Genomic DNA, 22,411 nt, shown 5'->3' on the forward strand with positions numbered 1-22,411 from the left:
GCGCCTCGGACGCACCGTCAACACCGCCTGGTACTGCGGTAAACAGGTGATTTACTGCGGAGAGTGGCAGACTGCCAAAAATTGATACGGTTCCGCTCAGGTTTTTCTCCGGAAGCCCTTGTCGCGGGCCTCCGCGGCGGGGCAGTCTGCCGGGCATGACGCTGACCTCACGGCGGCTCGCCGTCCTGCGCGGACGGGAGTTCCGCCTCTTCTTCATCGGCTACGCCGTCTCCCTGTTCGGATCCTCGATGGCCTCGGTGGCCGTGGCGTTCGCCGTGCTCGACGGCGGGGGCGGCGGCTCCGGGCTCGGCGTGGTGATGACCGCCCGGATCCTGCCCATCGTGCTGCTGCTGGTGCTCGGCGGCGCGGCCGCGGACCGGCTGGGCGCCCGGCGGGTGATGCTCGGCTCGGACGGGCTGCGCTGCGCGACCCAGGCCGCGATGGCGGTGCTGATGTTCACCGGGCACGACCGGGTGTGGGCGACGGCCGCGCTGATGGCGTTCTGGGGCCTGGCCGAGGCGGTCTTCATGCCGGCTCTGGACGCGCTGCTGCCGCGACTCGTCCCGGCCGGCGAACTCCGCGACGCGAACGCCCTGCTGGGAATGGCCCGGAACGGCGCCGCGGTGGCCGGCCCGGCCCTCGCGGGCCTGCTGACCGCCGCCGTCGGCCCCGGCTGGGTCCTGCTGGTGGACGCCCTCACCTACGCGGTCGGCGGCGCGGCCCTGGCGCTGCTCCGGCTGCCCGCCACTGCCCGGCCGGCCGCCGGCGAGTCCTCCCTGCTCGCCGAACTGCGCGCCGGCTGGGGCGAGTTCAGCTCCCGGCGGTGGCAGTGGGTGAGCACCCTGCAGGCCTGCCTGTTCAACCTGCTGGTCTGGGCGCCGTTCCTGGTCCTCGGGCCGGTGGTGGCGGACCGGCGGCTGGGCGGGGCCGGCGGCTGGGGCGTGGTGATGGGTGCGTACGGGGCGGGCGCGGCGCTCGGCGGGCTGCTGCTGCTCGGCCGCGAACCGGCCCGGCCGCTGCGCCTGGCCGTCGCGGTGACGGCGGGCTGGGCGCTGCCCTCGGGTGCGCTGGCGCTGGGGTGGCCGCTGCCGGCGGTGGCGGTCGCGGCGGCCGGCGCCGGGGTCACCTCGATCGTCTGCGGCACCCTGTTCGCGACCCTGACGCAGCGTCACGTCCCGCCGGAGGCACTGGGCCGGGTCAGCGCCTACGGAGCGCTCGGCGCGTTCGCGTTCGGCCCGGTCGGGCTGGCGCTCGCCGGGCCGGTCGCGGACCGGGTCGGCGCCGGCTCCGTCCTGGGCTTCGGCGCGGCCTGGCAGGTGCTGTCCTGCGTACTGACCCTGCTGGTCCTGGGTCGCCGGGAGCCCGCCGGACCGGTCGCCGCCGGGGCGCCCGCCGCGGCACCCGCCCGGGCATGACAGCGGCCCCCGGTCCGCTGCGGGACCGGGGGCCGGAGGCACGGTGGCCGGGCGTCAGTCGCCGAAGCCCCCGCCGAAGTCGCCGCCCCCGAAGTCGCCTCCGCCGAAGTCCCCGCCGCCGAAGTCGCCGGAGAAGCCGGCGGAGTCGAAGGCCCCGCCCGAGTACTCGCCGGCGTCCGCGCCGCCGGTGGGGTCGACGCTGCCGCCCTGGTCGTAGCCGCCCGCGTAGGCGTAGCTCGGGGTGGAGATCACCGAGCCGAGCATGGTGCCGACCAGCAGGCCCGGCAGCAGGCCGCCGCCGAAGTAGCCGCCCGCCCAGGGGCTGTAGGCCGGGCCGGCGTTCCAGTACGGCTGGTGGCCGTGCTCGGTCTGCACGGTGCGGATGTCCGGGTCCTGGCCGGTGGCCAGCCGGGACGCGTCGTCGGCGCAGGCCGGGACGGTGCGCGGCGCGCCGCCGGGGGGCGCCCACTGGACGTCGGTGGTCGAGGGGCCGTGCCGCGGGTCGAAGAAGCACGGGACGCGGCGCTCGGGCAGCGGGCGGCCCTCGCGGCGGGCGGCGAGGGTGGCCAGCGCGAACCGGCCCTCCTCCAGCGCCTCGGTCACCGGGCGGACGTCCTCGGGCTTGGCGGCCTCGTCCATCGTCCGCTTGGCGCGGTCGTAGGAGTCCAGCGCCCGGGTGTAGTCGGCGCGCTGGGTGTCGTCCGCGTCGGGCGCGCCGGGGTTGAAGTCGAGGCGGTCGAGTTCCTCGCCGAAGGCGGTGATGTCCTCGTCCACCACGGTGCGCAGCTGGGCGAGTTCGGCGCGGGCCTTCTCCTCCTTGCGCTTCTTGGCACGGCGGAACAGCAGGAACACGCCGCCGCCGGCGAGCACCAGCAGCACGACCGGGACGACGATCCAGGCCGCGGAGGCGCTGTGCTGCGGGCCTTCGCCCTTGGCCTGCCGGACGGCCTGGTCGACGAAGTCGTTGACGGTGCCGTCGATGTCGCCGGGGTGCGAACGGGCCGACGCGCCGGCGATGTTCTTGGCGGCGGCGACCGGCAGCGCCTCGCCGTCGGAGCCGACGTCGAACGCGTTGCCGCGCCACACCGCGTAGACGCCCACGATGCCGACCTTGGTGCGCAGGTCCTTCAGCACCGTCTTGGGGGCGTAGGCCTCGCTGTCCGGCAGCACCGCGACGAAGACCGGCTTGTCGGCCTTCTTCAGCTTCTTCGCCAGGGCGTCGGCCTGGTCCTCGGAGAACCGGCCGGTCATCGCCGGGTCGACGTACACCTGGGTCTTCTTCAGCGAGTCGGCCGCGTCGTTCAGCCCGGCCGCCTGAGCGGGCGCGGACAGCCCGAGGACCATCAACAGGCCGAGCAGAGCCGCCAGCACGGCGGCCGGCCCGGTGGCTCGGGAGCGGCGAAGCACAGTTCTCATACCAAGACCGTACCGGTCGGGGCCCGGGACCCACGCCCTACCCGGGGACGGTCCGACCCCGATGTCGACCCCTACCCGGGGACGAGCCGGGTCGCCCGGACCCCCGCCGACCGGCCGGAGTTGGGCCCCGGCCCGCCGCAGCGGGCCGGTGAGCAGGCATAGTGGTCACGATCTTCCCTCCCCCGACAGGAGCCCCCCGCGTGATCCTCGGCCTCGTCACCGCCGTCGCCGCGTCCGTCTGCTACGGCACCGGCTCGGTCCTGCAAGCCGTCGGCGCCCGGCGTTCGGCCCGGGAGGAGGCGGCCGCCGGGACCGTCACCGAGCACGGCGGGCCGAGCCTCGCCTCCACCGCGAAGGCCGCCGTCACCTGGGAGTTCATCCTCGGCACGGTGCTCGACTTCGTCGGCTTCGGGCTGGGCGCGCTGGCCGCGCGGCTGCTGCCGCTGTTCCTGTCGCAGACCATCATCAGCGCCAACCTGGTGATCACCGCGGTGCTGTCGATCAAGCTGCTCGGCCTGAGGCTCCGTCAACTGGAGTGGCTGTCCATCGGCATCCTGTGCAGCGCGCTGGTGCTGCTCGCCGTCGCCGCCGGGCCGGAGGGCGGTCACCACGCCGCGCGGTCGTTCCACTGGGCGCTGCTGATCGGCTCCGCGGTGCTGATCGCGGGCGGTTCGCTGGTCGTCCGCCGGCTCGGCTCCAGCGGCGCGATCGTGGCCGGCCTGCTGTCCGGCCTCGGCTTCGGCGCGCTCGGCATCGGCGTGCGCATCCTGGACGGCATCGAGCCGTTCTCGTTCACCACCCTGGTCGCCGACCCGGCCCTGTACGCCATCCTGATCGCCGGCATCGGCGGCATGTACCTGCACACCGTCGCCCTCCAGGTCGGCTCCGTCAACGGCGCGACCGCCGCGCTGGTGGTCGGCGAGACCGTCGTCCCCGGCGCCGTCGGCGTCCTCTGGCTGGGCGACTCCTCCCGTCCCGGCCTGGCCTGGCTCGCCGTCCTCGGCTTCGTCCTCGCGGTGGTCAGTGCGGTCGGCGTCGCCTACTTCGGCGAGGACGGCGGGGCGCTGCAGGCGGCCGCCGAGGAGGAGAAGGCCGGGGCCGCGCACTGACGTCCCGTCAGGAGGCGCCGGTCAGCGCGGCCGGCGCTGGCACTTCGGGCAGTAGTGGCTGGACCGGTTCATCCAGGCGTCGCGGCGCATCGGGGTGCCGCAGCGGCGGCAGGGCTCGCCCTCGCGGCCGTAGGCGTCGAGGGTGCGGGAGAAGTAGCCGCTCTCGCCGTTGACGTTGACGTAGAGGGAGTCGAAGCTCGTGCCGCCGACGGCGAGGGCCGCGGTCATCACGTCGCGGGCGTGCTGGAGCAGGGCGAGCGCGACGGGGCGGGTGAGCGTGGCGGTGGGCCGGTCGTAGTGCAGGCGGCTGCGCCACAGCGCCTCGTCGGCGTAGATGTTGCCGACGCCGCTGATCAGGGTCTGGTCGAGCAGGGCCCGCTTGACGGTGGTGCGCCTGGCCCTGAGGGCGGTGACGAACGCGTCGTCGTCGAAGCGCGCGTCGAGCGGGTCGCGGGCGATGTGGGCCAGCGAGAGCGGGGTGGCCTCGGGGTCGCCGGGCTCGGTCTCCTCGACGGCGAGGCCGCCGAAGGTGCGCTGGTCGACGAAGCGCAGTTCGGTGCCGCCGTCGGTGAACCGGAGCCGGACCCGCAGGTGCACGGAGTCGGCCATGGCGGCTTCCTGGACGAGCAGTTGGCCGCTCATGCCGAGGTGCCCGATCATCGACAGCCCGTCGCCGAGCGGCACCCACAGGTACTTGCCGCGGCGCTGCGGCTCGCCGAGGGTGCGGCCGCGCAGCAGGGCGGTGAACTCGTCGGCGCCGCCGGCCTGTCGGCGGACGGCGCGCGGGTGCAGGACCTCGACGTCGCCGACGGTCCGTCCGGCGGCCCAGCGGGCCAGGCCGCGGCGGACGACTTCGACTTCGGGGAGTTCGGGCACCGGGGTCAGGCGGCCGCGGTCGGCCGGTCGCCGTCGCCGGCTTCCTGCTTGGCCTTGATGGCGCGCCAGGCGGATTCGGCGGCCTTCTGCTCGGCTTCCTTCTTGGAGCGTCCGCTCCCGGAGCCGTAGTCCTGGCCGGCCACCCGGGCGGCGGCGGTGAAGGTCTTCTCGTGGTCCGGTCCGGACTCGGTGACCACGTACTCGGGAACGCCGATGCCGACGGCCGCGGTGAGTTCCTGGAGGCTGGTCTTCCAGTCGAGGCCGGCGCCGAGCAGCGCGGACTCCGCGATCAGCGGGTCGAACAGCCGGTGGACGAAGTCTGTGGCGGAGTCGAGGCCCTGGTCGAGGTAGATGGCGCCGATCACGGCTTCGACGGTGTCGGCGAGGATCGACGACTTGTCGCGGCCGCCGGTTCCCTCCTCACCCTTGCCGAGCCGGATGAAGGCTCCGAGGTCCAGGCCGCGGCCGACCTCGGCGAGCGCGCGGGAATTGACCACCGCGGCGCGGAGTTTGGCGAGCGTCCCCTCGGCGACCTCCGGGTGGAGGCGGTAGAGGGTGTCGGTCACCACGAGGCCCAGCACCGAGTCGCCGAGGAACTCCAGGCGCTCGTTGGTGGGCAGCCCGCCGTTCTCGTACGCGTACGAGCGGTGGGTCAGGGCACGTACCAGAAGGGCGCGCTCAAGTGGGTACCCGAGGCGCCCTTCCAGGACGTCGTATTCGGTCGAAGCCGGCCCACCGCCCTTGCCCCCGTTGGTCCCGGGGTTCGGCTTGCGGGAAGAACTGCCACTGTCCGACATCGATCCGTACACCCCGCCGATCAGACCGAGAGGACCTGGCGACGGTTGTACGTGCCGCAGCTCGGGCACGCGATGTGCGCCAGCTTCGGCTCGTGGCAGCGGTCGCACGCGACGAGCGCGGGCACGACGGCCTTCCAGTTGGAACGGCGGTGACGCGTGTTGCTGCGCGACATCTTCCGCTTCGGAACAGCCACGGCTAAATCTCCTGTTGCTCGGCGAGACCCTCACGGGTACCGCTGTGTCTTATTCCTCGTCACCCTCGTCGCCGGGGGCGGCGGAGAGTCCCTGCAGAGCCGCCCACCGGGGGTCGGCGGCGTCGTGGTGGTGCGACGGGTCGTCGCTCAGCCGTGCCCCGCACTCGGAACACAGGCCGAGACAGTCGTCCTGGCACACCGGCTGCAACGGCAGTGCGAGCACCACCGCGTCACGCAGCACCGGCTGGAGGTCGAACAGGTCGCCCTCCAGGCGGTAAGTCTCGTCCTCGGACTCCTCGTCGAAGTCGTCCCCCGCGATCGCGCGGTGACGCTCCTCGGACTCCGGGTAGTAGTACAGCTCCTGGAAGTCGACCTCCAGGTCGTCCTCCACCGGCTCCAGGCAGCGGGAGCACTCGCCGGTGACGTGGGCCTCGGCGGTGCCGGTGACCAGCACGCCCTCGACCACGGACTCCAGGCGGAGCTCCAGCTTGATCTCGCTCTTCTCCGGAACGCCGATCACGTCCGCGATGCCCAGGTCCGCCGGGGCCTCCAGGGTCCGGGAGACCTTGCGCAGCGAACCGGGGCGACGGCCGAGCTCGTGCGTGTCGAACACGAGGGGGTCGCGGTGGTCGAGGCGGTCCAAGGTTTCCTGACTTCCTGGCGGCGGCACGCATCCCTGCGTGGCGCGGATGTGGTTCCTGCGGTGCGCGGCCCGGACGCGGGCACGCGGCGAACCCGGCACGAGCAGGCCGGAGTGGTCAGACTACCCGAGAGTCCGGGCCGATCCCAACTCGCCCGTTCACCGGCCGCCGAGCTCCCGCAGCCGGGTCATGTCGATCATGCTGGTGTCGAAGAAGCTGGTCTCGTCCAGCCCGGCCTGCTGCTGCGGCACGTGCGGCTGCTGCTGGGGCTGCTGCGGGTAGCCGTTCTGGTCGGCCGGCAGCGGGTTGCCCCACTGGTCGTAGCCGGGCTGCTGGTAGGCCTGCTGCTGGTAGTACGCGGGGTCGACCTGCTGCTGGTAGCCGTAGGGCTGCCCGTACGGGTCGGTCTGCGGGGCCGCGGCCGGGTCGTAGCCGCCGCCGTACACCTCGGCGTACTGCGGGGCCTGCGGCTGGCCGTACGGGTCCTCGGCGGGGTTCTGCCAGCCGGCCGCCGCCGGGGTCTGCTCGGGCCAGCTCTGCTGCTGCGGGACGTCCGCGTACCAGGACTGCTCGCCGTCGGCGGCGAAGCCGGCCGCGACCGCCTCGGCGCGGTCCTTGAGCTGCTGGGCCTCGTCGGCGGCCGCCAGGTAGGCGCCCAGCTCGTCGATCGGGGCCTTGCCGAGCAGCTTGTCGCGGCCCTTGCCGACCGCCTCCAGGGTGGCGGACAGCACCGCCTCCAGGGTGGCGAGCTTCACATCGACGTACTCGTCGGCCTCCGGGCTGGGGCTGATCCGCTGCGGCTGGAACTCCTCGCCGTCCTCGGCGCCCTCGCCCTCCGGCTGGTACACCCCGGACTCGCCGCGCAGCTTCTGCCGGCCGCGGCCGACCGCGCCGAGCGTCTTGGTGAGCACCACCTCGAAGTTGGCGAGCTTGGAGTCGACGTAGTCGTCGGCCTCGGCGCGCTTGGTGCGCTCCTCGGTGCGGGCCTCGGCGAGGATCCGGTCCGCCTCGGCCTGGGCCTGGCGCACCACCTCGGTGTCGGAGATCAGCGAGCCGCGCTCGTCGTGCGCGCCGCGGATGATCTGGTCGGCCTGCGCCTGGGCGTCGGCGACCATCTGCTGATGGTCCGCCACCACCGACTGCGCCTGGGCGAGTTCGGCGGGCATCGCGTCGCGCAGCTCACGGAGCATGCCGGTCAGTTCGGCACGGTTGACCACGCAGGAGGCCGACATCGGCATCGCCTTGGCCTTCTCGACCAGGGAGATGATCTCGTCGAGTTTCTGCTGCACGTCCACGGGCGTCTTCAGTCTTTCCGTGTGCCGCCGAGGTGCGGCGGAGGCAGTGCCACGAGTCCGCGGAACGCGGCCCCGGGGCCGGGAGTACAGACTGTACGGCCACCGACCCCGCGGCTCACAACGCCTCTGTCACTTGCGGCGTTCGGCGATCCGCTCGACCAGTCGCGCGTGCACCGTTTCGGGCAGCAGGTGGGAGACGTCGCCCCCGAGCGAGGCGACCTCCTTGACCAGGGTGGAGGACAGGAAGCTGTACGTCGGCGAGGTCGGCACGAACAGCGTCTCGACGCCGGTCAGGCCGTGGTTCATCTGCGCCATCTGCAGCTCGTAGTCGAAGTCGCTGACCGCGCGCAGGCCCTTGATGATCGCCGGGATGCCGCGCGCCTTGCAGTAGTCCACCAGCAGCCCGCTGTGCGGCTCCACCTCGATGTTGCCCAGGTGAGCGGTGGTCTCCTCGATCAGCGCGATCCGCTCCTCGATCGAGAACATCCCCTGCTTGTTGCGGTTCACCGCCACCACCACGTGCACCACGTCGTACAGCTTCGAGGCCCGCTCGATGATGTCGAGGTGTCCGTTGGTGATGGGGTCGAACGACCCCGGACAGACGGCGCGGTGCATGGGTGGGCTCCCTTGTGGGGCGGGATGTTCTGCTACGAGTCTTGGTCAGCCCCGGTAGCGGCGCGACCGTACCAGAGCGTGCCCTCGCCGTACCGGCGCGAGCGCAGCCCCTCGAAGCCGTCCGGCCAGCCGAACTCGCCCCCTCGGGTGCTGCGTTCCACGGTGACGAGAACGTGCTCGGACAGCCAGCCCCCCGAGCGGAGTGTGACCAGCATCTCCCGCAGCACGGCGTCCTCCACCGCGTACGGCGGATCGAGGAACACCAGGTCGTACGGCTCGGCCGGCGGCGGCCCCGCGATCACCTTCTCGGCCTTGTCCGCGCGCACCTCCGCGCCCGGCAGCCCCAGCGTGCGGACGTTCTCCCGCACCGTCCGCACGGCGCTCGCGTCCGCCTCCACCAGCAGCGCGTGGGCGGCGCCCCGGGACAGCGCCTCCAGCCCGACGGCGCCGCTGCCCGCGAACAGGTCGAGCATCCGCGCCCCGGTGATCGGCCCGAACAGCGCCTCGACGGTGGAGAACATCGCCTCCCGCGCCTTGTCGGACGTCGGGCGGGTGTTCCGGCCGGGCGGCACGGCGAGACGGCGGCCTCCGGCACGGCCGGCGATCACGCGAGGCATGGAGCTGTCCTTTGCAGGTGGTGAGCAGACAGGGCGCGAGGTTCTCCCCCGGCCCGCCAGGGCCGGGGGAGAACTGCGCGCCCGACCATAGCCGACAAAAAGTGCACGGCAGATCGGGCGCGCCCCGGTGTCTCAGCGCAGCCGGTCACTCATTGGACGCGGCACCCAGCAGCGTCGGCGACGCGTACCGCGACCAGGACAGGCAGCCGTCCGGCGGGCAGTACTCCGGGCGGCGCGGGTCGTGGCCGAGTTCGCGCAGCTTGGTGCGGACGGAGTCGGGCGTGCGGCCGTAGCGGGCGGCGATGCGGGCGATGGTGTCGCCGTCGTGGAAGCGGCGGACCAGCTCCTCCTCGTGCTGCGGCACCCAGGGGGCGCCGTGGCCGGGGTAGAGCTCGCGCAGCACGTCCCGGTCGGGGATGGGCTCGGAGACGTCGGCGACGATCGCCAGGGCGCGCAGGGCGCGGTTGAGCGCGATGCGCAGGGAGGCGACGTCCTCCACCGGGAGGCGGAGCTTGCCGGAGGCGACCGGGTTGGCGGAGTTGCCCTCGCGCCAGCCGGTCAGGGTGAGGGTGACTTCGCGGTCGTCTTCGCTGGCGACCTCGATCCGGAAGACCTTGTCGCCGAGCGGGAGCTCGTTGAGGTGACGGAATGCCATGCAATGACCCCCAAATCTCGTGCCGGGGACGCGACTTGGAGTGCGCCCCGAACAACTCCATTCTCTCCCGGGGCACTGACAATCGGTCCTGCTCGAACGGCCCTTCTCAGCCCTTCTCCAGGTACTCCGCGCGGTCCTCGTCGAGCAGGCTCTCCAGGGCGGTGCGCAGCTCGGGGTGGGCGGCGAGACCGGGGTCGGCGGCGACCAGCCGGGTGGCCTCGGCGCGGGCGGTGGCGATGACGTCCTCGTCGTCGAGGACGGAGAGCACCTTGAGCGAGGACTTGACGCCGGACTGGGCCTGGCCGAGGACGTCGCCCTCGCGGCGCTGTTCGAGGTCGATCCGGGAGAGCGCGAAGCCGTCCAGGGTGCCGGCCACCGCGTCGAGCCGGGCGCGGGCGGCGCTGGCCGCGGGCATGTCGCTGACCAGCAGGCAGAGCCCGGCGGCGGAGCCGCGGCCGACCCGGCCGCGCAGCTGGTGGAGCTGGGAGACGCCGAACCGGTCCGCGTCCATGATCACCATGACGGTGGAGTTGGGGACGTTCACGCCGACCTCGATGACGGTGGTGGCGACCAGCACGTCCACCTCGCCGGCGGCGAAGCGGCGCATCACGTCGTCCTTGGCGTCGGGGGCGAGCCGGCCGTGCAGGATCTCCACCCGCAGCCCGGCGAGCGGGCCCTTCGCCAGCTTCTCCGCCGTCTCGACCACGGCGAGCGGCGGCCGGCGCTCCTCGCTGTCCGCTCCCCCGTCGACCTCCTCCGGGTCGTCCTTGCGCTTCTTCTTCCCCTTCGGCTGCTCGTCCTCGTCGCCGATCCGCGGGCAGACCACGTACGCCTGGTGGCCCTTGCCGACCTCCTCGCGGACGCGTTCCCAGGCCCGGGCGAGGAAGTTGGGCTTCTCCAGGGCGGGCACGACGTGGGTGGAGATCGGGGAGCGGCCGGACGGCAGCTGGTCGAGGACGGAGGTCTCCAGGTCGCCGAAGACGGTCATCGCGACGGTGCGCGGGATCGGGGTGGCCGTCATCACCAGCAGGTGCGGGGGCTGTTCGCCCTTGGCGCGCAGCGCGTCGCGCTGTTCGACGCCGAACCGGTGCTGCTCGTCGACGACGACCAGGCCGAGGTCGGCGAACTGCACCTTGTCCTCGATCAGGGCGTGCGTGCCGATGGTGATGCCGGCCTTGCCGGACGCCATGTCGAGCATCGCGCCGCGACGGGCGGCGGCGCCCATCGAGCCGGTGAGCAGGGCGACCCGGGTGCCGATCTCGGAACCGCCGATCATGCCGGCCTCGGCGAGGTCGCCCATCATCTCGACGATGGAGCGGTGGTGCTGCTGGGCGAGCACCTCGGTGGGCGCGAGCAGCACGGCCTGGCCGCCGGAGTCGACGACGGCGAGCATGGCGCGCAGCGCGACCAGCGTCTTGCCGGAGCCGACCTCGCCCTGCAGCAGCCGGTGCATCGGGTGCTCGGTGGCCAGGTCGGCGAAGATCTCGGCGCAGACCTTCTGCTGACCGTCCGTCAGGGTGAACGGCAGCCGGGCGTCGAAGGCGTCCAGCACGCCGCCGGGCACGGCGCGGCGCGGGACGGCGGGCAGTGCGGAGTCGGCGGCCCGGCGCTGGGCGAGGGCGACCTGCAGGACGAACGCCTCGTCCCAGCGCAGCCGGTTCTGGGCGCGTTCCCTGTCGACCTGGTTGCGGGGGCGGTGGATCAGTTCGAGCGCCTCGGGCAGCGGGATCAGGTCGTGCTCGGCTCGCAGGTCGGCAGGCAGCGGCTCGCCGACGTCGCCCAGGTGCTTGGTGAGGGCGAGTTCGACGCACAGCGAGAGCTTCCAGCTGGGCAGTTGGGCGCTGGCCGGGTAGACCGGGATGAGCCGGCCGGCGAACTGCTCCGCCGCCGACGAGCCCTCCTCGTCGTCGATCAACTGGTAGTCGGGCGAGGCGAGTTGCCGGGCGCGGTTGAACACGCCGACCTTGCCCGCGAACAGGCCCTGCCGGCCGGGCTTGAGCTCCTTCTGCCGCCAGCCCTGGTTGAAGAACACCAGGGAGAGCCGGGAGCGGCCGTCGGTGACCACCACCTCCAGGCGGTCGCCCTTGCGGCCGCGGAACGGGATCAGCGTGACCTTCTCGATCCGGGCCAGCACCGTGACGTGCTCGTCCACCTCCAGCTCGTCCAGGCTGGTCAGCTGGCCGCGCTCCACGTACCGGCGCGGGTAGTGGTGCAGCAGGTCGCCGACCGTGCGCAGCTTGAGGGAGTCGGCCAGCACCTTCGCGGTGCGGTCGCCGACCAGGTCCTTCAGTGGTTCATCGAGAGCGCCCATCGGATCCCATTTCACACCACGGGACGGACGTTCCGGCTCACTCGACCCCGATCAGCAGCGGCGCGGCCTCCTGGCCGCCCTGGTAGGCGACGGTGTCCAGCTCGGGGCGGGTGCGCCTGGCGTGCGCGATCAGGCGGTCGGCGAGTTCGGCGGGGGCGTCCTCGCCGAGCACCAGCGTGACCAGCTCGCCGGACGCCGCGATCATCCGGTCCAGCACGGCGAGCGCGGTCTCGGTGAGGTCGTGGCCGATCACCGCCACGTCGCCGTCGATCAGGCCGAGCACGTCGCCGGCCTGGCAGACGCCGGCCATCGTCCAGGACTCGCCCTCGGCGACGGCGAGTTCGGCGTACCGGGTGGCGCCGGCGGCGGACGTCATGGCGACCACGTCCTCGTCGAAGCGGCGGCCGGCGTCGTGCACGGCGAGCGCGGCCAGGCCCTGGACCGGGGAGCGGGTGGGCAGCACGGCGATCCGCACGCCCTCCTCGCGCAGCTGGTCCGCGGCGGCGCCCGCGGCGGCCCGCAGCTCGGGGTCGTTGAGCAGCAGGATCACCTCGCGGGCCGCGCAGCGGTGCACGGCGGCGACCAGCTCGGCGCTGGCGGGGGCCCGGTCCGGGTCGGCGGCGAGCACCACCGAGCCGGCCTGCTCGCACAGCTGGGCCAGGCCGCTGCCGGTCACCACGCTGAGCACCGCGCGGCCGTGCGAGACGGTCTCCTCGCGCTCTCCGGCGCGGGCCGCCGCCTCCGCGAAGTGCGTGATCCGGATCCGGTACGGCCGGCCCGCCTCGACGCCGGCCTCCACGGCCGCGCCCGCGTCGTCCACGTGCACGTGGACGTTCCACAGGCCGTCGCCGCCGCCGATCACCAGCGAGTCGCCGAGCCCCGCCAACCGCTCCCGCAGCCGCGGCAGCCGGGCGTCCTCGGCCTCCAGCAGGTAGATCACCTCGAACGCGGGGTGGCCCGGGCCCGGCGGGCGCTCGTGGCCCTCGCAGCCCGCCACCACGACCGGGTCGACCTCGCGGCGCAGCGCCACCGGCCCCATCGGCTGCTGCCCGGACACCGCGTCCACCAGGGCGCCCAGGACGGCGACCAGACCGCGTCCGCCCGCGTCCACCACGCCCGCCTCGGCGAGCGCGGTCAGCTGGTCGGGGGTGAGCAGCAGCGCCTGCCGGGCCGCCCGGTACGCCTCCTGCGCCTGGCCGGTCAGCCCGTCGCCGGCCTTCGCGGCGTGGGCGGCCGCGGCGGCGACGGTCAGCAGGGTGCCCTCGACCGGCTCCGCGACGGCCAGGTACGCGGACCGGGCGCCGTTGCCGAGCGCGTCCTTCAGCTCGCCCCCGTCGGCCAGCGACGCGGCGAGGCCGCGCAGCCACTGCGCGAGGATCACGCCCGAGTTGCCGCGGGCCCCGATCAGCGCGCCGCGGGCCGCCGCGGTCGCGGCGGCGGCCAGGGCCGGCTGCTCCTCGTCCGCGAACAGCGTGTCCAGCGCCTCGGCGGCGGACTCCACGGTCAGGTACAGGTTGGTGCCGGTGTCGCCGTCCGGAACCGGGTAGACGTTCAGCGCGTCGATCTCCTCGCGGGCCTGGCCGAGGGCCGCCAGCGCGAGCCGGCACCAGGTCCGGACGGCCGGGGCGTCGAGGGTGTCCAGCACCAGGTCTCCTCCGGGTGAACGCCACGGGAACGCGACGGGACGCGGTGGCGAGGGGCGATGCTGGCAGGTTATCGGCCCGCCCGGCGCCCCCGGCGGCACCCTCCGGCCCTGGTCGGGGGAACGATCACCCCCGCGGCCGTGGTAGTTTCGTTGAGCGGGAGTCACCGTTGTATGCTCTCCCGGTTGCCTGGAACACCCCGGGCTGTTCAAGTTCCTGATCTGAAGTCTTGGAGTGACTCCTGTGGCTGCCAACTGCGACGTCTGCGGCAAGGGCCCGGGCTTCGGCAACAGCATCTCCCACTCGCACCGCCGCACCCCCCGTCGTTGGAACCCCAACATCCAGACGGTGCGCGCTGTGGTTGGGCGCACGCCGAAGCGCCTGAACGTCTGCACCTCGTGCATCAAGGCCGGTAAGGTCTCGCGCTGACGCGTAGACCGGTACGCCGGTCACCTTCTCGCTCGGTGGAAGCCGATCACACCCTTCGGGGAACGTGGTCGGCTTTCACCTTTTCGCGCTCCGCAGGGAGTCGGCGGGAGCCCCGGCCGGGGCTCCCCCGAGCTGTCTGAGGGTCTACCGCTGCCGCCAGAAGTGGTCCACCGGCCCGATGCCGGACCCCAGCGCGAAGCCGTGCTCGATGGCCCCCGTCACGTACTCCTTGGCGTGCGCGACCGCGGTGGGCATGTCGTCGCCCTTGGCGAGCTGCGCGGCGATCGCGCTGGCGAGGGTGCAGCCGGTGCCGTGGGTGTGGCGGTTGTCGTGGCGGGGGGCCCGGTACCAGTGGGGTTCGCCGCTGGGGCCGAGGAGGAGGTCGGCGGCTTCGCCTTCGAGGTGGCCGCCCTTGACGAGGGCCCAGCGGGGCCCGAGGTCGCGGAGCGCCTTCGCCGCGTCGAGCATCCCGCTCTCGCCGGTGACGGTGCGTCCGGTGAGCTGGGTCACCTCGTGCAGGTTCGGAGTGACCAGGGTGGCGCCCGGCAGCAGCCGCTCGCGGACGGTGGAGACGGCCGCCTCGGCCAGCAGCGCGTCGCCGTGCTTGGAGACGCCGACCGGGTCGACGACGACGGGGGCGGGGGCGTCGGCGAGGAGTGCGGAGACCGTCTCGACGAGTTCGATCGAGGCGAGCATGCCGGTCTTGACCGCCTGGACGCCGATGTCGTCGACGACGCTGCGGTACTGGGCGCGGACGGCTTCGGCGGGCAGTTCCCAGTAGCCCTGGACGCCGAGGGAGTTCTGTGCGGTGACGGCGGTGATGACGCTCATGCCGTGGACGCCGAGGGCGAGCATCGCCTTGAGGTCGGCCTGGATGCCGGCACCGCCGCCGCTGTCGGAGCCGGCGACGGTGAGCACCCGGGGCGGGGCGGTGTTGGTGGTCATGCGCCCCAACCTACCGAGCGGCCGGGAGCGCTCAGAGGACGGCCTCGGATTCGGTCCAGCGGTCCGGCGGGACGGTCTTGAGCCGGACGACGGCGTCGGCGATCGGGAGCAGGTGGATCTCGGTGCGGCGCAGCGCGGTGAAGTGGCCGAAGGCGCCCTTGTGGACGGCTTCGACAGCGTGCCAGCCGAAGCGGGTGGCGAGGACCCGGTCGAGTGCGGTGGGGGTGCCGCCGCGCTGGGTGTGGCCGAGGATGACGGGTCGGGCCTCCTTGCCGAGCAGGTTCTCCAGTTCGACGGCGAGCCGGGTGCCGATGCCGCCGAAGGTCTGGTGGCCGTACCGGTCGACCTCGCCGTGTTCGAAGCGCAGGGTGCCGGGCAGGGGTTGGGCGCCTTCGGCGACGGCGATGATGGCGAACTTCTTCCCGCGCCGGAAGCGGTCCTCGATCATGCGGGCGACGGCTTCGATGTCGAAGGGCTTCTCGGGGATCAGGATGCCGTGGGCGCCGCCGGCCACGCCGGCGGTGAGGGTGATCCATCCGGTGTGACGGCCCATCAGCTCGACGACCATCACCCGCTGGTGGGACTCGGCCGTGGTCTTGAGCCGGTCGATGGCCTCGGTGGCGACGTGCACGGCGGTGTCGAAGCCGAAGGTGACGTCGGTGGCGTCGATGTCGTTGTCGATGGTCTTGGGGACGCCGACGACGGGGAGTCCGGCGTCGCTGAAGAGCTTGGCGGCGGTCAGGGTGCCTTCGCCGCCGATCGCGATGAGCGCGTCGATGCCGAGGTTCGCGGCGAGTTCGGCGGAGTTGTCGACCGCCCAGCGGATCCTCTCGCGCTGGACCCGGGCGGAGCCGAGGATGGTGCCGCCGAGGGTGAGCAGGCCGGTGACGTCGTCGTGCGAGATCGGCCGGGAGCGGCCCTCGATCAGGCCGAGGAAGCCGTCCTCGATGCCGATGATCTCGTCGCCGTGCACGTCGGTGCCGCGGTGCACGACGGAGCGGATCACCGCGTTGAGCCCGGGGCAGTCGCCGCCGCTGGTGAGAACGCCGATGCGCATGGTGGCTTCGCTCTCCTGGTCCCGGGGGCACGGGCCCCCGCCTAGGTGGACCGGACCGTCGACGCTGCCGGTCCGCCGAACAGTCGCCACCCTACGCGGTCGGACCCGTACCGCCCGGTAGCCACGGGCGGTACGGGGCGGGGCCTACTGCTCGGCGAAGTGGTCCCAGCCGGCGGTGCGGTCCCAGGGGGCGCCGTCGACGGTGACCACTCCCCCCCGGCCGGGCCGGGCGGGGCGCACCACCTCGCCGATCACCCGCCAGCGGGCCGGGAGTTGGACGCTCTTGGGGAAGGTGGCGACGATCGCGTGGTCCTCGCCGCCGGACAGCACCCACACCAGCGGGTCGACGCCGACGGCCTGACCGATGTCGGCCATCTGCGCGGGAACGTCGAACTCGGCGGCCCGCAGGTCGATGTCCGCGTTGCTGGCCCGGGCGACGTGGCCGAGGTCGGCGACCAGCCCGTCCGAGACGTCGACCATGGCCGTGGCGCCGAGGTCGCTGGCGGCGGGGCCGGCGTGGTACGGCGGTTCGGGGCGGCGGTGCGCCTCGACGAAGGCGCGCGGGGAGCGGAAGCCGCGCTGAAGGACCGTCAGGCCGGCGGCGGACCAGCCGAGCCAGCCGGTGACGGCGACCACGTCGCCGACCTGGGCGCCCGAGCGGACCACCGGGCGGCGGCCCTGGAGGTCGCCGAGGGCGGTGATGGCGAGCGTGATGGTGTCGCCCCGGACCACGTCGCCGCCGACCACGGTGGCGCCGGCGACCTGGCACTCGTCGCGCAGGCCGTCCATCAGTTCGGTGGCCCAGGTGGTGGGCAGGTCGGCGGGGGTGACCAGGCCGAGCAGCAGCGCGGTGGGCACGGCGCCCATGGCCGCGATGTCGGCGAGGTTCTGGGCGGCGCACTTGCGGCCGACGTCGTACGCGGTGGACCAGTCGCGGCGGAAGTGCCGGCCCTCGATGAGCACGTCGGTGGTGGCGACCACCCGGCCGTCGGGGGCCTTGACCACCGCCGCGTCGTCGCCGGGCCCGAGTTCCACCGCCGGGGTCATCGGCAGCCGCGCGGTCAGCTCCCGGATGAGCCCGAACTCGCCGAGCTCGCCCACGGTCCCCTGCATCAGCCCGTCCTCCCGCGTCCTTCACGTGTTCCGTCTGGGGTGCGCCCCCCGCGCGGCAGCGTACGCCCTCGGCGGGTGTCGGGGGCTCCCCTGTCCGGCTGTCGCGCGGTAGCGTGGTGATCAGACTGCCGGTCAGCAACTCCCCCCACCCAGCCGCCTGGAGGTCCACCGTGGTGCAGGCGTACATCCTGATCCAGACCGAGGTGGGCAAGGCCACCGCGGTCGCCGAGTCCATCGCCAAGATCGCCGGGGTGATCACGGCCGAGGACGTGACCGGCCCCTACGACGTGATCGTCCGCGCCGAGGCGGGGTCGATCGACGAGCTGGGCCGCCTGGTGGTGGCGAAGGTGCAGCAGGTGGAGGGCATCACCCGCACCCTGACCTGTCCGGTGGTCCGCCTGTAGGGGCGCTTACCATCGACGGGTGCCTCTTCGTGACGTCCTGAACCGCCTGCCCGCGCCGGTCCGCTGGCTGGCGCCGCCCGCCGCGCTGCTGGGCCTGACGGCGGGGCTGGTCGCCTCCTGGAGCGGCGACCCGGACGTCACGCCGCCGACGCCGAGCGCCGAGGCCGCACAGTACTGCCGGGCGCTGGACGCGAAGCTGCCCGCCGAGGTGCTCGGCCACCCGCGCAAGGACCCGTCCCCGGCCTCGCCGTACACCGCGGCCTGGGCGTCCTCGCCGCGCACCGTGCTGACCTGCGGCGGCGCCTGGCCCGAGTACCTGGGCTCCGACCGGAAGGGCCCGTGCATCGACGAGGTCGGCTGGGGTCTGACCGAGGACGGCCACGGCGGGTACTGGTTCGCCACCGGGCTGCGCAAGGCCTACGTGGAGGTGCACGTCCCGGCGGGCGCGTACGCCAACTACGCGGACCCGCTCAGCTCGTACTCCGAAGCCATCCGGTCGACCATCCCGATCATCGACGGGAAGGCCGACTCGGACTGCTTCGGCAACGGCGCCTAGCCGCTCAGCGCAGGCCGGTGGAGCGGCGCAGGGCGGCGGCGAGCAGGCGGTCGATCAGCTCGGCGTAGGGCACGCCGGTGGCCTCCCACATCTTGGGGTAGGCCGAGATCGGGGTGAAGCCGGGCATGGTGTTGACCTCGTTGACCATCCACCGGCCGTCGGCCAGCAGGAAGAAGTCGACCCGGGCCAGGCCCTCGCAGCCGAGGCCCTCGAACACCTCGACGGCCTGCCGCTGGAGCTCGGTGCGCTCCGCGTCGGTGAGCTGCGCCGGGATCTGCACCTCGGACGAGTCGATGTACTTGGCCTCGAAGTCGTAGAACTCGAAGTCCCCGTCGACCAGCACCTCGGCGGGCACCGAGGCGCGCGGGCCGTCCTCGAACTCCAGCACGCCGCACTCGATCTCGCGGCCCTCGACGCCCTTCTCGACGATCACCTTCGGGTCGTGCCGGCGGGCCTCGTCGATCGCGGCGTCCAGGTCGGCGAGGTCCTTGACCTTGGTGATGCCGATCGAGGAGCCGGCCCGGCACGGCTTGACGAACAGCGGCAGGCCGAGCGCGGCGATCCGCCCGCGGGCGGCGGCGCGGCCCTCCTCGGACTGCCACTCGCGCGGCTTGACCACCGTGTACTCGCCCGCGTACAGGCCGAGCGACTCGATGATCCGCTTGGTGAACTCCTTGTCCATGCCGACCGAGCTGGCCAGCACGCCGGAGCCGACGTACGGCACCCCGGACAGCTCCAGCAGGCCCTGCAGGGTGCCGTCCTCGCCCCACGGGCCGTGCAGCAGCGGCAGCACCACGTCGACCTCGCCGAGCACCTTCGGCGCGGCGCCGGGCTCGCTCCACACCACCTCGCGGTTGCCGGGCGCGACGGGCAGCGACACCTGGCCCTCGGGGGCCTCGGCGACCTGGTCGACGTCGGGCATCTTGCCGTCGGTGATCGCCATCCGGGCGGGTTCGTCGCCGACCAGGGCCCAGCGGCCCTCGTGGGTGATGCCGATCGGCAGCACCTCGTACTTGCTGCGGTCGATCGAGCGAAGCACGCTGGCGGCGGTGACCACGGAGACGCCGTGCTCGGAGCTGCGACCGCCGAAGACGATCGCGACGCGCGGCTTGGCCGACTGGTTCGGGGAGGTCTGTTCGATGCTCATATCGGCTTTGAGACTACCGTCCGATTCCGGTCATCGGCGTTCAGGCTTGGCCGAACGCGCCATCAGTCCTTCCAGCACCTCCTGCGTCGGCCGGCCCTTGTGGACCACGTCGACCACGGCTTCGACGATCGGCATGTCCACACCGTTGCGCCGCGCCAGGTCGAGCACCGACTCGCAGGACTTCACGCCCTCCGCGGTCTGGCTGGTCGCCGCGATGGTCTCGGCGAGCGTCATGCCGCGGCCCAGGTTGGTGCCGAAGGTGTTGTTCCGGGACAGCGGCGAGGAGCAGGTCGCCACCAGGTCGCCCATGCCGGCGAGGCCCGCGAAGGTGTGCGCGTCGGCGCCCAGCCGCAGGCCGAGGCGGGTGGTCTCGGCCAGCCCGCGGGTGATCAGCGTCGCCTTGGTGTTGTCGCCCAGGCCCATGCCGTTGGCCATGCCGACCGCCAGGCCGATCACGTTCTTCACCGCGCCGCCGAGCTCGCAGCCCACCACGTCGGTGTTGGTGTAGGGGCGGAAGTACGGGGTGTGGCAGGCCTTCTGGAAGCGCTTGGCGACCTCCTCGTCGGTGCACGCGACGACCGTGGCGGCGGGCTGCCGGTTGGCGATCTCGCCGGCCAGGTTCGGGCCGGACACCACCACGACGCGCTCCGGGCCGACCTGCGCGACCTCCTCGATCACCTCGCTCATCCGCTTCGCGGTGCCGAGTTCGATGCCCTTCATCAGGCTGACCAGCACCGTGTCCGGGGCCAGCAGCGGCGCCCAGTGCGCGAGGTTGTCGCGCAGCGTCTGGGACGGCACCGAGAGCACCGCGAAGTCCGCGCCGGCCAGCGCGGCGGCTGGGTCGGTGGTCGCCCGGATCGACCGGGGCAGCGTCAGGCCGGGCAGGTAGTCCCGGTTGACGTGCTCCTCGTTGATGGCGTCGGCGAGGTCCTGCCGGCGGCCCCACAGGGTCACCTCGCAGCCGGCGTCGGCCAGGATCATCGCGAAGGCGGTGCCCCAGGAGCCCGTCCCCATCACCGCGCAGCGGGTCACCGGTCGCCCTCCTTGGCGGCGCGCTCGCGCTTGGCCTCGGCGGCGGTGGCCCGCTCCCTGGCGGCCTTGCGCATGTCGTAGCGCTCGGCGGGCGCCTTCTCGCCGCGGATCTCCTCCAGCACGGCGGTGATCGCCGCCATGATGTCGTCGGTGGCGTCGCGCAGCACCTGGGCGGTGATCTCCTGGCCCTGGTACTTGCTCAGGTCGACCGGCGGGCCGGCCGCGACCGTCACCTTGTGCCGGGGGAACAGGTGGTACTTGCCCCTGCCGCCCTTGCCGTACGGCGGGATGATCTCCTGCGCTCCCCAGTGCGCCACCGGGATCACCGGCGCGCCCGTCATCAGCGCGACCCGGGCCGCACCGCTCTTGCCGGTCATCGGCCACATGTCCGGATCCCGGGTGAGCGTGCCCTCCGGGTAGAACTGCACGCACTGGCCGGCGTTGACCGCGTCGATCGCGGCGCGGAACGCTTCCGCCGCGTCGGTGGAGTCCCGGAACACCGGGATCTGGCCGGTCTTGCGCAGCATGAAGCCGATGAACGGCACCGAGAACAGCGAGGACTTGCCGAGTATCCGCGGCGGGCGGCCCGAGTTGTACTGCCAGTGCCCGTAGAACACCGGGTCGATCACCGAGTTGTGGTTCACCGCGGCGATGAAGCCGCCCTTCTCGGGCAGATGCTCCCAGCCCCGCCAGTCCGTCGTCGCCAGGGCGTTGGTCACCGGCTTCACGAGCATCGCCGCCAGGCGGTACCAGATTCCGTAATCGGCGTTTCCGAACCTGGCGTTAGAGCGGCGGGCCACCCCAGCTCCTCCTCATTCGCGCGGCATCCCGCCCGGGGCGGTGCCGCTGGTCTCTCTCCCACGCCAGGGGCCGGGCAGCGGCTCCGAGGCGCCGACCAGTCTCACCCGCGAGCCGAGTCCGTGTCGAGCAGCCACCGCCGCCACCGGCCGGCCGGTGCCCCGCCGGCCGCCCCGGACCCCCGGAACCGCTGGCCAGGCCTCCCCGGCCGACGTCACAATGACGCCGATGACAGAGGACACCGTACGCCCCGCCACCGTCCGCCCGTCCGCCCCGGGGCCGGGCCCGGACGGCGGATCGGCGCCGCGGGCCGGCGGCGCGGCGGCCCGGCCCCCCTGGACACTGGTCGTCCCGGTCAAGCCGCTCGCCGAGGCGAAGAGCCGCCTCGCGGCGCTCGGGCCGCTGCGGCCCCGGCTCGCCCTCGCCTTCGCGCTCGACACCGTCGCCGCCGCGCTCGCCTGCCCCGCGGTCGGACGGGTCCTGGTGGTCGGACGGGACGCGCGCGCCGCGAGTGCGCTGCGCGCGCTGGGGGCGACCGTCCTCGACGACGAACCCGGCGACGGCCTCAACCCCGCGCTCTTGCACGGCAGTAGCGCCGCGCACCGGCTGCACCCCCACTCCCCCGTCGCCACCCTGTCCGCGGACCTGCCGGCGCTGCGGCCCGCCGAACTCGCCCGCGTCCTGGCCGCGGTGCCGCCGCACGGGCGGGCGTTCCTGGCCGATGCCCCCGGCACCGGCACCGTCCTGCTGGCCGGGCCGCCGCGCACCCCGCTCCGGCCGGCCTTCGGGCCCGGCTCGCGGGAGCGCCACGCGGCCGGCGGCGCGACCGAACTCCGACTCCCCGACGTGCCGTCCGTCCGCCGCGACGTCGACACCCCCGCGGACCTGGCCGCCGCCCACGTGCTCGGCCTCGGCCCGGCCACCGGCGCCCTGCTCGAAAGCTCTATGCTGCTTCCCATGCAGGCCACCGCGTTCACCTTCGACCCCACGACCCGCTCCGGCTCGGTCCTGCTGGACGACGGCACGCCCCTCCCCTTCGACGCGCCCGCCTTCGACGCCGGCGGCCTCCGCCTGCTCCGCCCGGGCCAGCGCCTCCGCATCCGCACCGCCGGGGAAGGCCCCGCCCGCCGCGTCACCTTCCTCACGCTGCCCACCTTCCCGGACCCCGAGAGCGCCTGACCCGCCGTCAGTTCGGCTGCTGTCCGCCGGGAGCACGGCGCCCCCGCCGAACCGTCCCGGGCGGTCAGGCGCTCAGGCGGCTCTACCTTCTGAGCCGGGTTGGTCTGGTCATTCGTAGGGTTGGACCACCCAGGGGTGCTGGGTGTGGCTATCAGGCGGCTGCCGTC

The 22,411-nt window shown here is 73.5% G+C and carries 22 protein-coding genes and 1 pseudogene; 6 read left to right on the top strand and 17 right to left on the bottom strand.

What is annotated here, in order from left to right; all coding sequences use genetic code 11:
* The first annotated feature begins 155 nt into the window (after nucleotides 1-155).
* Nucleotides 156-1,415, top strand: a complete 1,260-nt coding sequence (locus ACFV1L_RS22545) for an MFS transporter (RefSeq protein WP_380368331.1) — start codon at nucleotides 156-158, stop codon at nucleotides 1,413-1,415.
* A 54-nt stretch (nucleotides 1,416-1,469) separates the two neighbouring features.
* On the opposite strand, the gene ACFV1L_RS22550 is transcribed toward ACFV1L_RS22545, so the two are convergent.
* Complete coding sequence (locus tag ACFV1L_RS22550) at nucleotides 1,470-2,831, bottom strand: hypothetical protein (protein ID WP_380368333.1); 1,362 nt, start codon at nucleotides 2,829-2,831, stop codon at nucleotides 1,470-1,472.
* A 200-nt stretch (nucleotides 2,832-3,031) separates the two neighbouring features.
* Between ACFV1L_RS22550 and ACFV1L_RS22555 the strand changes: the two genes are divergently transcribed.
* Complete coding sequence (locus ACFV1L_RS22555; protein ID WP_380368334.1) at nucleotides 3,032-3,940, top strand: hypothetical protein; 909 nt, start codon at nucleotides 3,032-3,034, stop codon at nucleotides 3,938-3,940.
* A gap of 21 nt (nucleotides 3,941-3,961) precedes the next feature.
* On the opposite strand, the gene mutM is transcribed toward ACFV1L_RS22555, so the two are convergent.
* The 10 genes from mutM to ACFV1L_RS22605 all read right to left on the bottom strand — a co-directional run bounded on the left by mutM (nucleotide 3,962) and on the right by ACFV1L_RS22605 (nucleotide 13,586).
* The gene (gene mutM / locus ACFV1L_RS22560) at nucleotides 3,962-4,816 is read right to left on the bottom strand and encodes a bifunctional DNA-formamidopyrimidine glycosylase/DNA-(apurinic or apyrimidinic site) lyase (protein WP_380368335.1); all 855 of its coding nucleotides are present in this window, start codon (nucleotides 4,814-4,816) and stop codon (nucleotides 3,962-3,964) included.
* 5 nt (nucleotides 4,817-4,821) lie between these two features.
* Nucleotides 4,822-5,613, bottom strand: coding sequence for a ribonuclease III (gene rnc / locus ACFV1L_RS22565; protein WP_380368337.1), 792 nt, complete (start codon nucleotides 5,611-5,613; stop codon nucleotides 4,822-4,824).
* A gap of 20 nt (nucleotides 5,614-5,633) precedes the next feature.
* Nucleotides 5,634-5,807, bottom strand: a complete 174-nt coding sequence (gene rpmF, locus ACFV1L_RS22570; protein ID WP_035866499.1) for a 50S ribosomal protein L32 — start codon at nucleotides 5,805-5,807, stop codon at nucleotides 5,634-5,636.
* 49 nt (nucleotides 5,808-5,856) lie between these two features.
* Nucleotides 5,857-6,450, bottom strand: a complete 594-nt coding sequence (locus ACFV1L_RS22575) for a YceD family protein (RefSeq protein WP_380368339.1) — start codon at nucleotides 6,448-6,450, stop codon at nucleotides 5,857-5,859.
* A gap of 156 nt (nucleotides 6,451-6,606) precedes the next feature.
* Nucleotides 6,607-7,743, bottom strand: a complete 1,137-nt coding sequence (locus tag ACFV1L_RS22580; RefSeq protein WP_380368340.1) for an ATP synthase F0 subunit B — start codon at nucleotides 7,741-7,743, stop codon at nucleotides 6,607-6,609.
* Between the two features lie 129 nt (nucleotides 7,744-7,872).
* Nucleotides 7,873-8,358, bottom strand: coding sequence for a pantetheine-phosphate adenylyltransferase (gene coaD, locus ACFV1L_RS22585; protein WP_380368341.1), 486 nt, complete (start codon nucleotides 8,356-8,358; stop codon nucleotides 7,873-7,875).
* A 32-nt stretch (nucleotides 8,359-8,390) separates the two neighbouring features.
* The gene (rsmD, locus tag ACFV1L_RS22590; protein ID WP_380368371.1) at nucleotides 8,391-9,035 is read right to left on the bottom strand and encodes a 16S rRNA (guanine(966)-N(2))-methyltransferase RsmD; all 645 of its coding nucleotides are present in this window, start codon (nucleotides 9,033-9,035) and stop codon (nucleotides 8,391-8,393) included.
* 85 nt (nucleotides 9,036-9,120) lie between these two features.
* Nucleotides 9,121-9,630: a hypothetical protein gene (locus tag ACFV1L_RS22595; RefSeq protein WP_043916146.1), complete on the bottom strand. Its 510-nt coding sequence runs from the start codon at nucleotides 9,628-9,630 to the stop codon at nucleotides 9,121-9,123.
* A gap of 106 nt (nucleotides 9,631-9,736) precedes the next feature.
* Nucleotides 9,737-11,941: an ATP-dependent DNA helicase RecG gene (gene recG, locus ACFV1L_RS22600; RefSeq protein ID WP_380368344.1), complete on the bottom strand. Its 2,205-nt coding sequence runs from the start codon at nucleotides 11,939-11,941 to the stop codon at nucleotides 9,737-9,739.
* A 37-nt stretch (nucleotides 11,942-11,978) separates the two neighbouring features.
* On the bottom strand, nucleotides 11,979-13,586 hold the full coding sequence (locus tag ACFV1L_RS22605) for a DAK2 domain-containing protein (protein WP_380368347.1): 1,608 nt from the start codon (nucleotides 13,584-13,586) through the stop codon (nucleotides 11,979-11,981).
* Nucleotides 13,587-13,827: 241 nt separating this feature from the next.
* Between ACFV1L_RS22605 and rpmB the strand changes: the two genes are divergently transcribed.
* The gene (gene rpmB, locus ACFV1L_RS22610; protein ID WP_073813963.1) at nucleotides 13,828-14,013 is read left to right on the top strand and encodes a 50S ribosomal protein L28; all 186 of its coding nucleotides are present in this window, start codon (nucleotides 13,828-13,830) and stop codon (nucleotides 14,011-14,013) included.
* A 144-nt stretch (nucleotides 14,014-14,157) separates the two neighbouring features.
* Here rpmB and thiD read toward each other — a convergent pair whose 3' ends face one another.
* The 3 genes from thiD to ACFV1L_RS22625 form a co-directional block, all read right to left on the bottom strand.
* Nucleotides 14,158-14,958, bottom strand: a complete 801-nt coding sequence (gene thiD, locus ACFV1L_RS22615; RefSeq protein ID WP_380368350.1) for a bifunctional hydroxymethylpyrimidine kinase/phosphomethylpyrimidine kinase — start codon at nucleotides 14,956-14,958, stop codon at nucleotides 14,158-14,160.
* A 31-nt stretch (nucleotides 14,959-14,989) separates the two neighbouring features.
* Nucleotides 14,990-16,015 carry an ATP-dependent 6-phosphofructokinase gene (locus ACFV1L_RS22620; RefSeq protein WP_380368353.1) on the bottom strand — a complete coding sequence of 342 codons (1,026 nt, stop codon included), beginning with the start codon at nucleotides 16,013-16,015 and terminating at the stop codon, nucleotides 14,990-14,992.
* A gap of 144 nt (nucleotides 16,016-16,159) precedes the next feature.
* Nucleotides 16,160-17,128 (bottom strand): thiamine-phosphate kinase, encoded by a 969-nt coding sequence (locus ACFV1L_RS22625; protein WP_380368356.1) that lies wholly within the window; start codon nucleotides 17,126-17,128, stop codon nucleotides 16,160-16,162.
* Between the two features lie 170 nt (nucleotides 17,129-17,298).
* Here ACFV1L_RS22625 and ACFV1L_RS22630 point away from each other — a divergent pair, with 170 nt between their 5' ends.
* Nucleotides 17,299-17,532, top strand: a complete 234-nt coding sequence (locus ACFV1L_RS22630; protein WP_380368359.1) for an Lrp/AsnC family transcriptional regulator — start codon at nucleotides 17,299-17,301, stop codon at nucleotides 17,530-17,532.
* A 19-nt stretch (nucleotides 17,533-17,551) separates the two neighbouring features.
* The gene (locus ACFV1L_RS22635) at nucleotides 17,552-18,088 is read left to right on the top strand and encodes a DUF3515 domain-containing protein (RefSeq protein ID WP_380368362.1); all 537 of its coding nucleotides are present in this window, start codon (nucleotides 17,552-17,554) and stop codon (nucleotides 18,086-18,088) included.
* Nucleotides 18,089-18,092: 4 nt separating this feature from the next.
* On the opposite strand, the gene ACFV1L_RS22640 is transcribed toward ACFV1L_RS22635, so the two are convergent.
* The 3 genes from ACFV1L_RS22640 to ACFV1L_RS22650 are packed head-to-tail and all read right to left on the bottom strand — an operon-like array spanning nucleotide 18,093 to nucleotide 21,001.
* A complete protein-coding gene (locus ACFV1L_RS22640) occupies nucleotides 18,093-19,235 on the bottom strand; it encodes a D-alanine--D-alanine ligase family protein (protein ID WP_380368365.1) in 1,143 nt (380 codons plus the stop codon).
* Nucleotides 19,236-19,265: 30 nt separating this feature from the next.
* Nucleotides 19,266-20,267, bottom strand: a complete 1,002-nt coding sequence (locus ACFV1L_RS22645; RefSeq protein WP_035866469.1) for an NAD(P)H-dependent glycerol-3-phosphate dehydrogenase — start codon at nucleotides 20,265-20,267, stop codon at nucleotides 19,266-19,268.
* A complete protein-coding gene (locus ACFV1L_RS22650) occupies nucleotides 20,264-21,001 on the bottom strand; it encodes a lysophospholipid acyltransferase family protein (protein ID WP_380368374.1) in 738 nt (245 codons plus the stop codon). The genes ACFV1L_RS22645 and ACFV1L_RS22650 overlap by 4 nt, the downstream gene beginning before the upstream one ends.
* A 406-nt stretch (nucleotides 21,002-21,407) precedes the next feature.
* Here ACFV1L_RS22650 and cofC point away from each other — a divergent pair.
* Nucleotides 21,408-21,998: pseudogene (cofC, locus tag ACFV1L_RS22655) on the top strand (2-phospho-L-lactate guanylyltransferase); the annotation flags it as partial.
* Nucleotides 21,999-22,411 lie beyond the last annotated feature (413 nt).

The sequence above is a fragment of the Kitasatospora sp. NPDC059646 genome, assembly GCF_042734615.1.
GTDB lineage: Bacteria > Actinomycetota > Actinomycetes > Streptomycetales > Streptomycetaceae > Kitasatospora.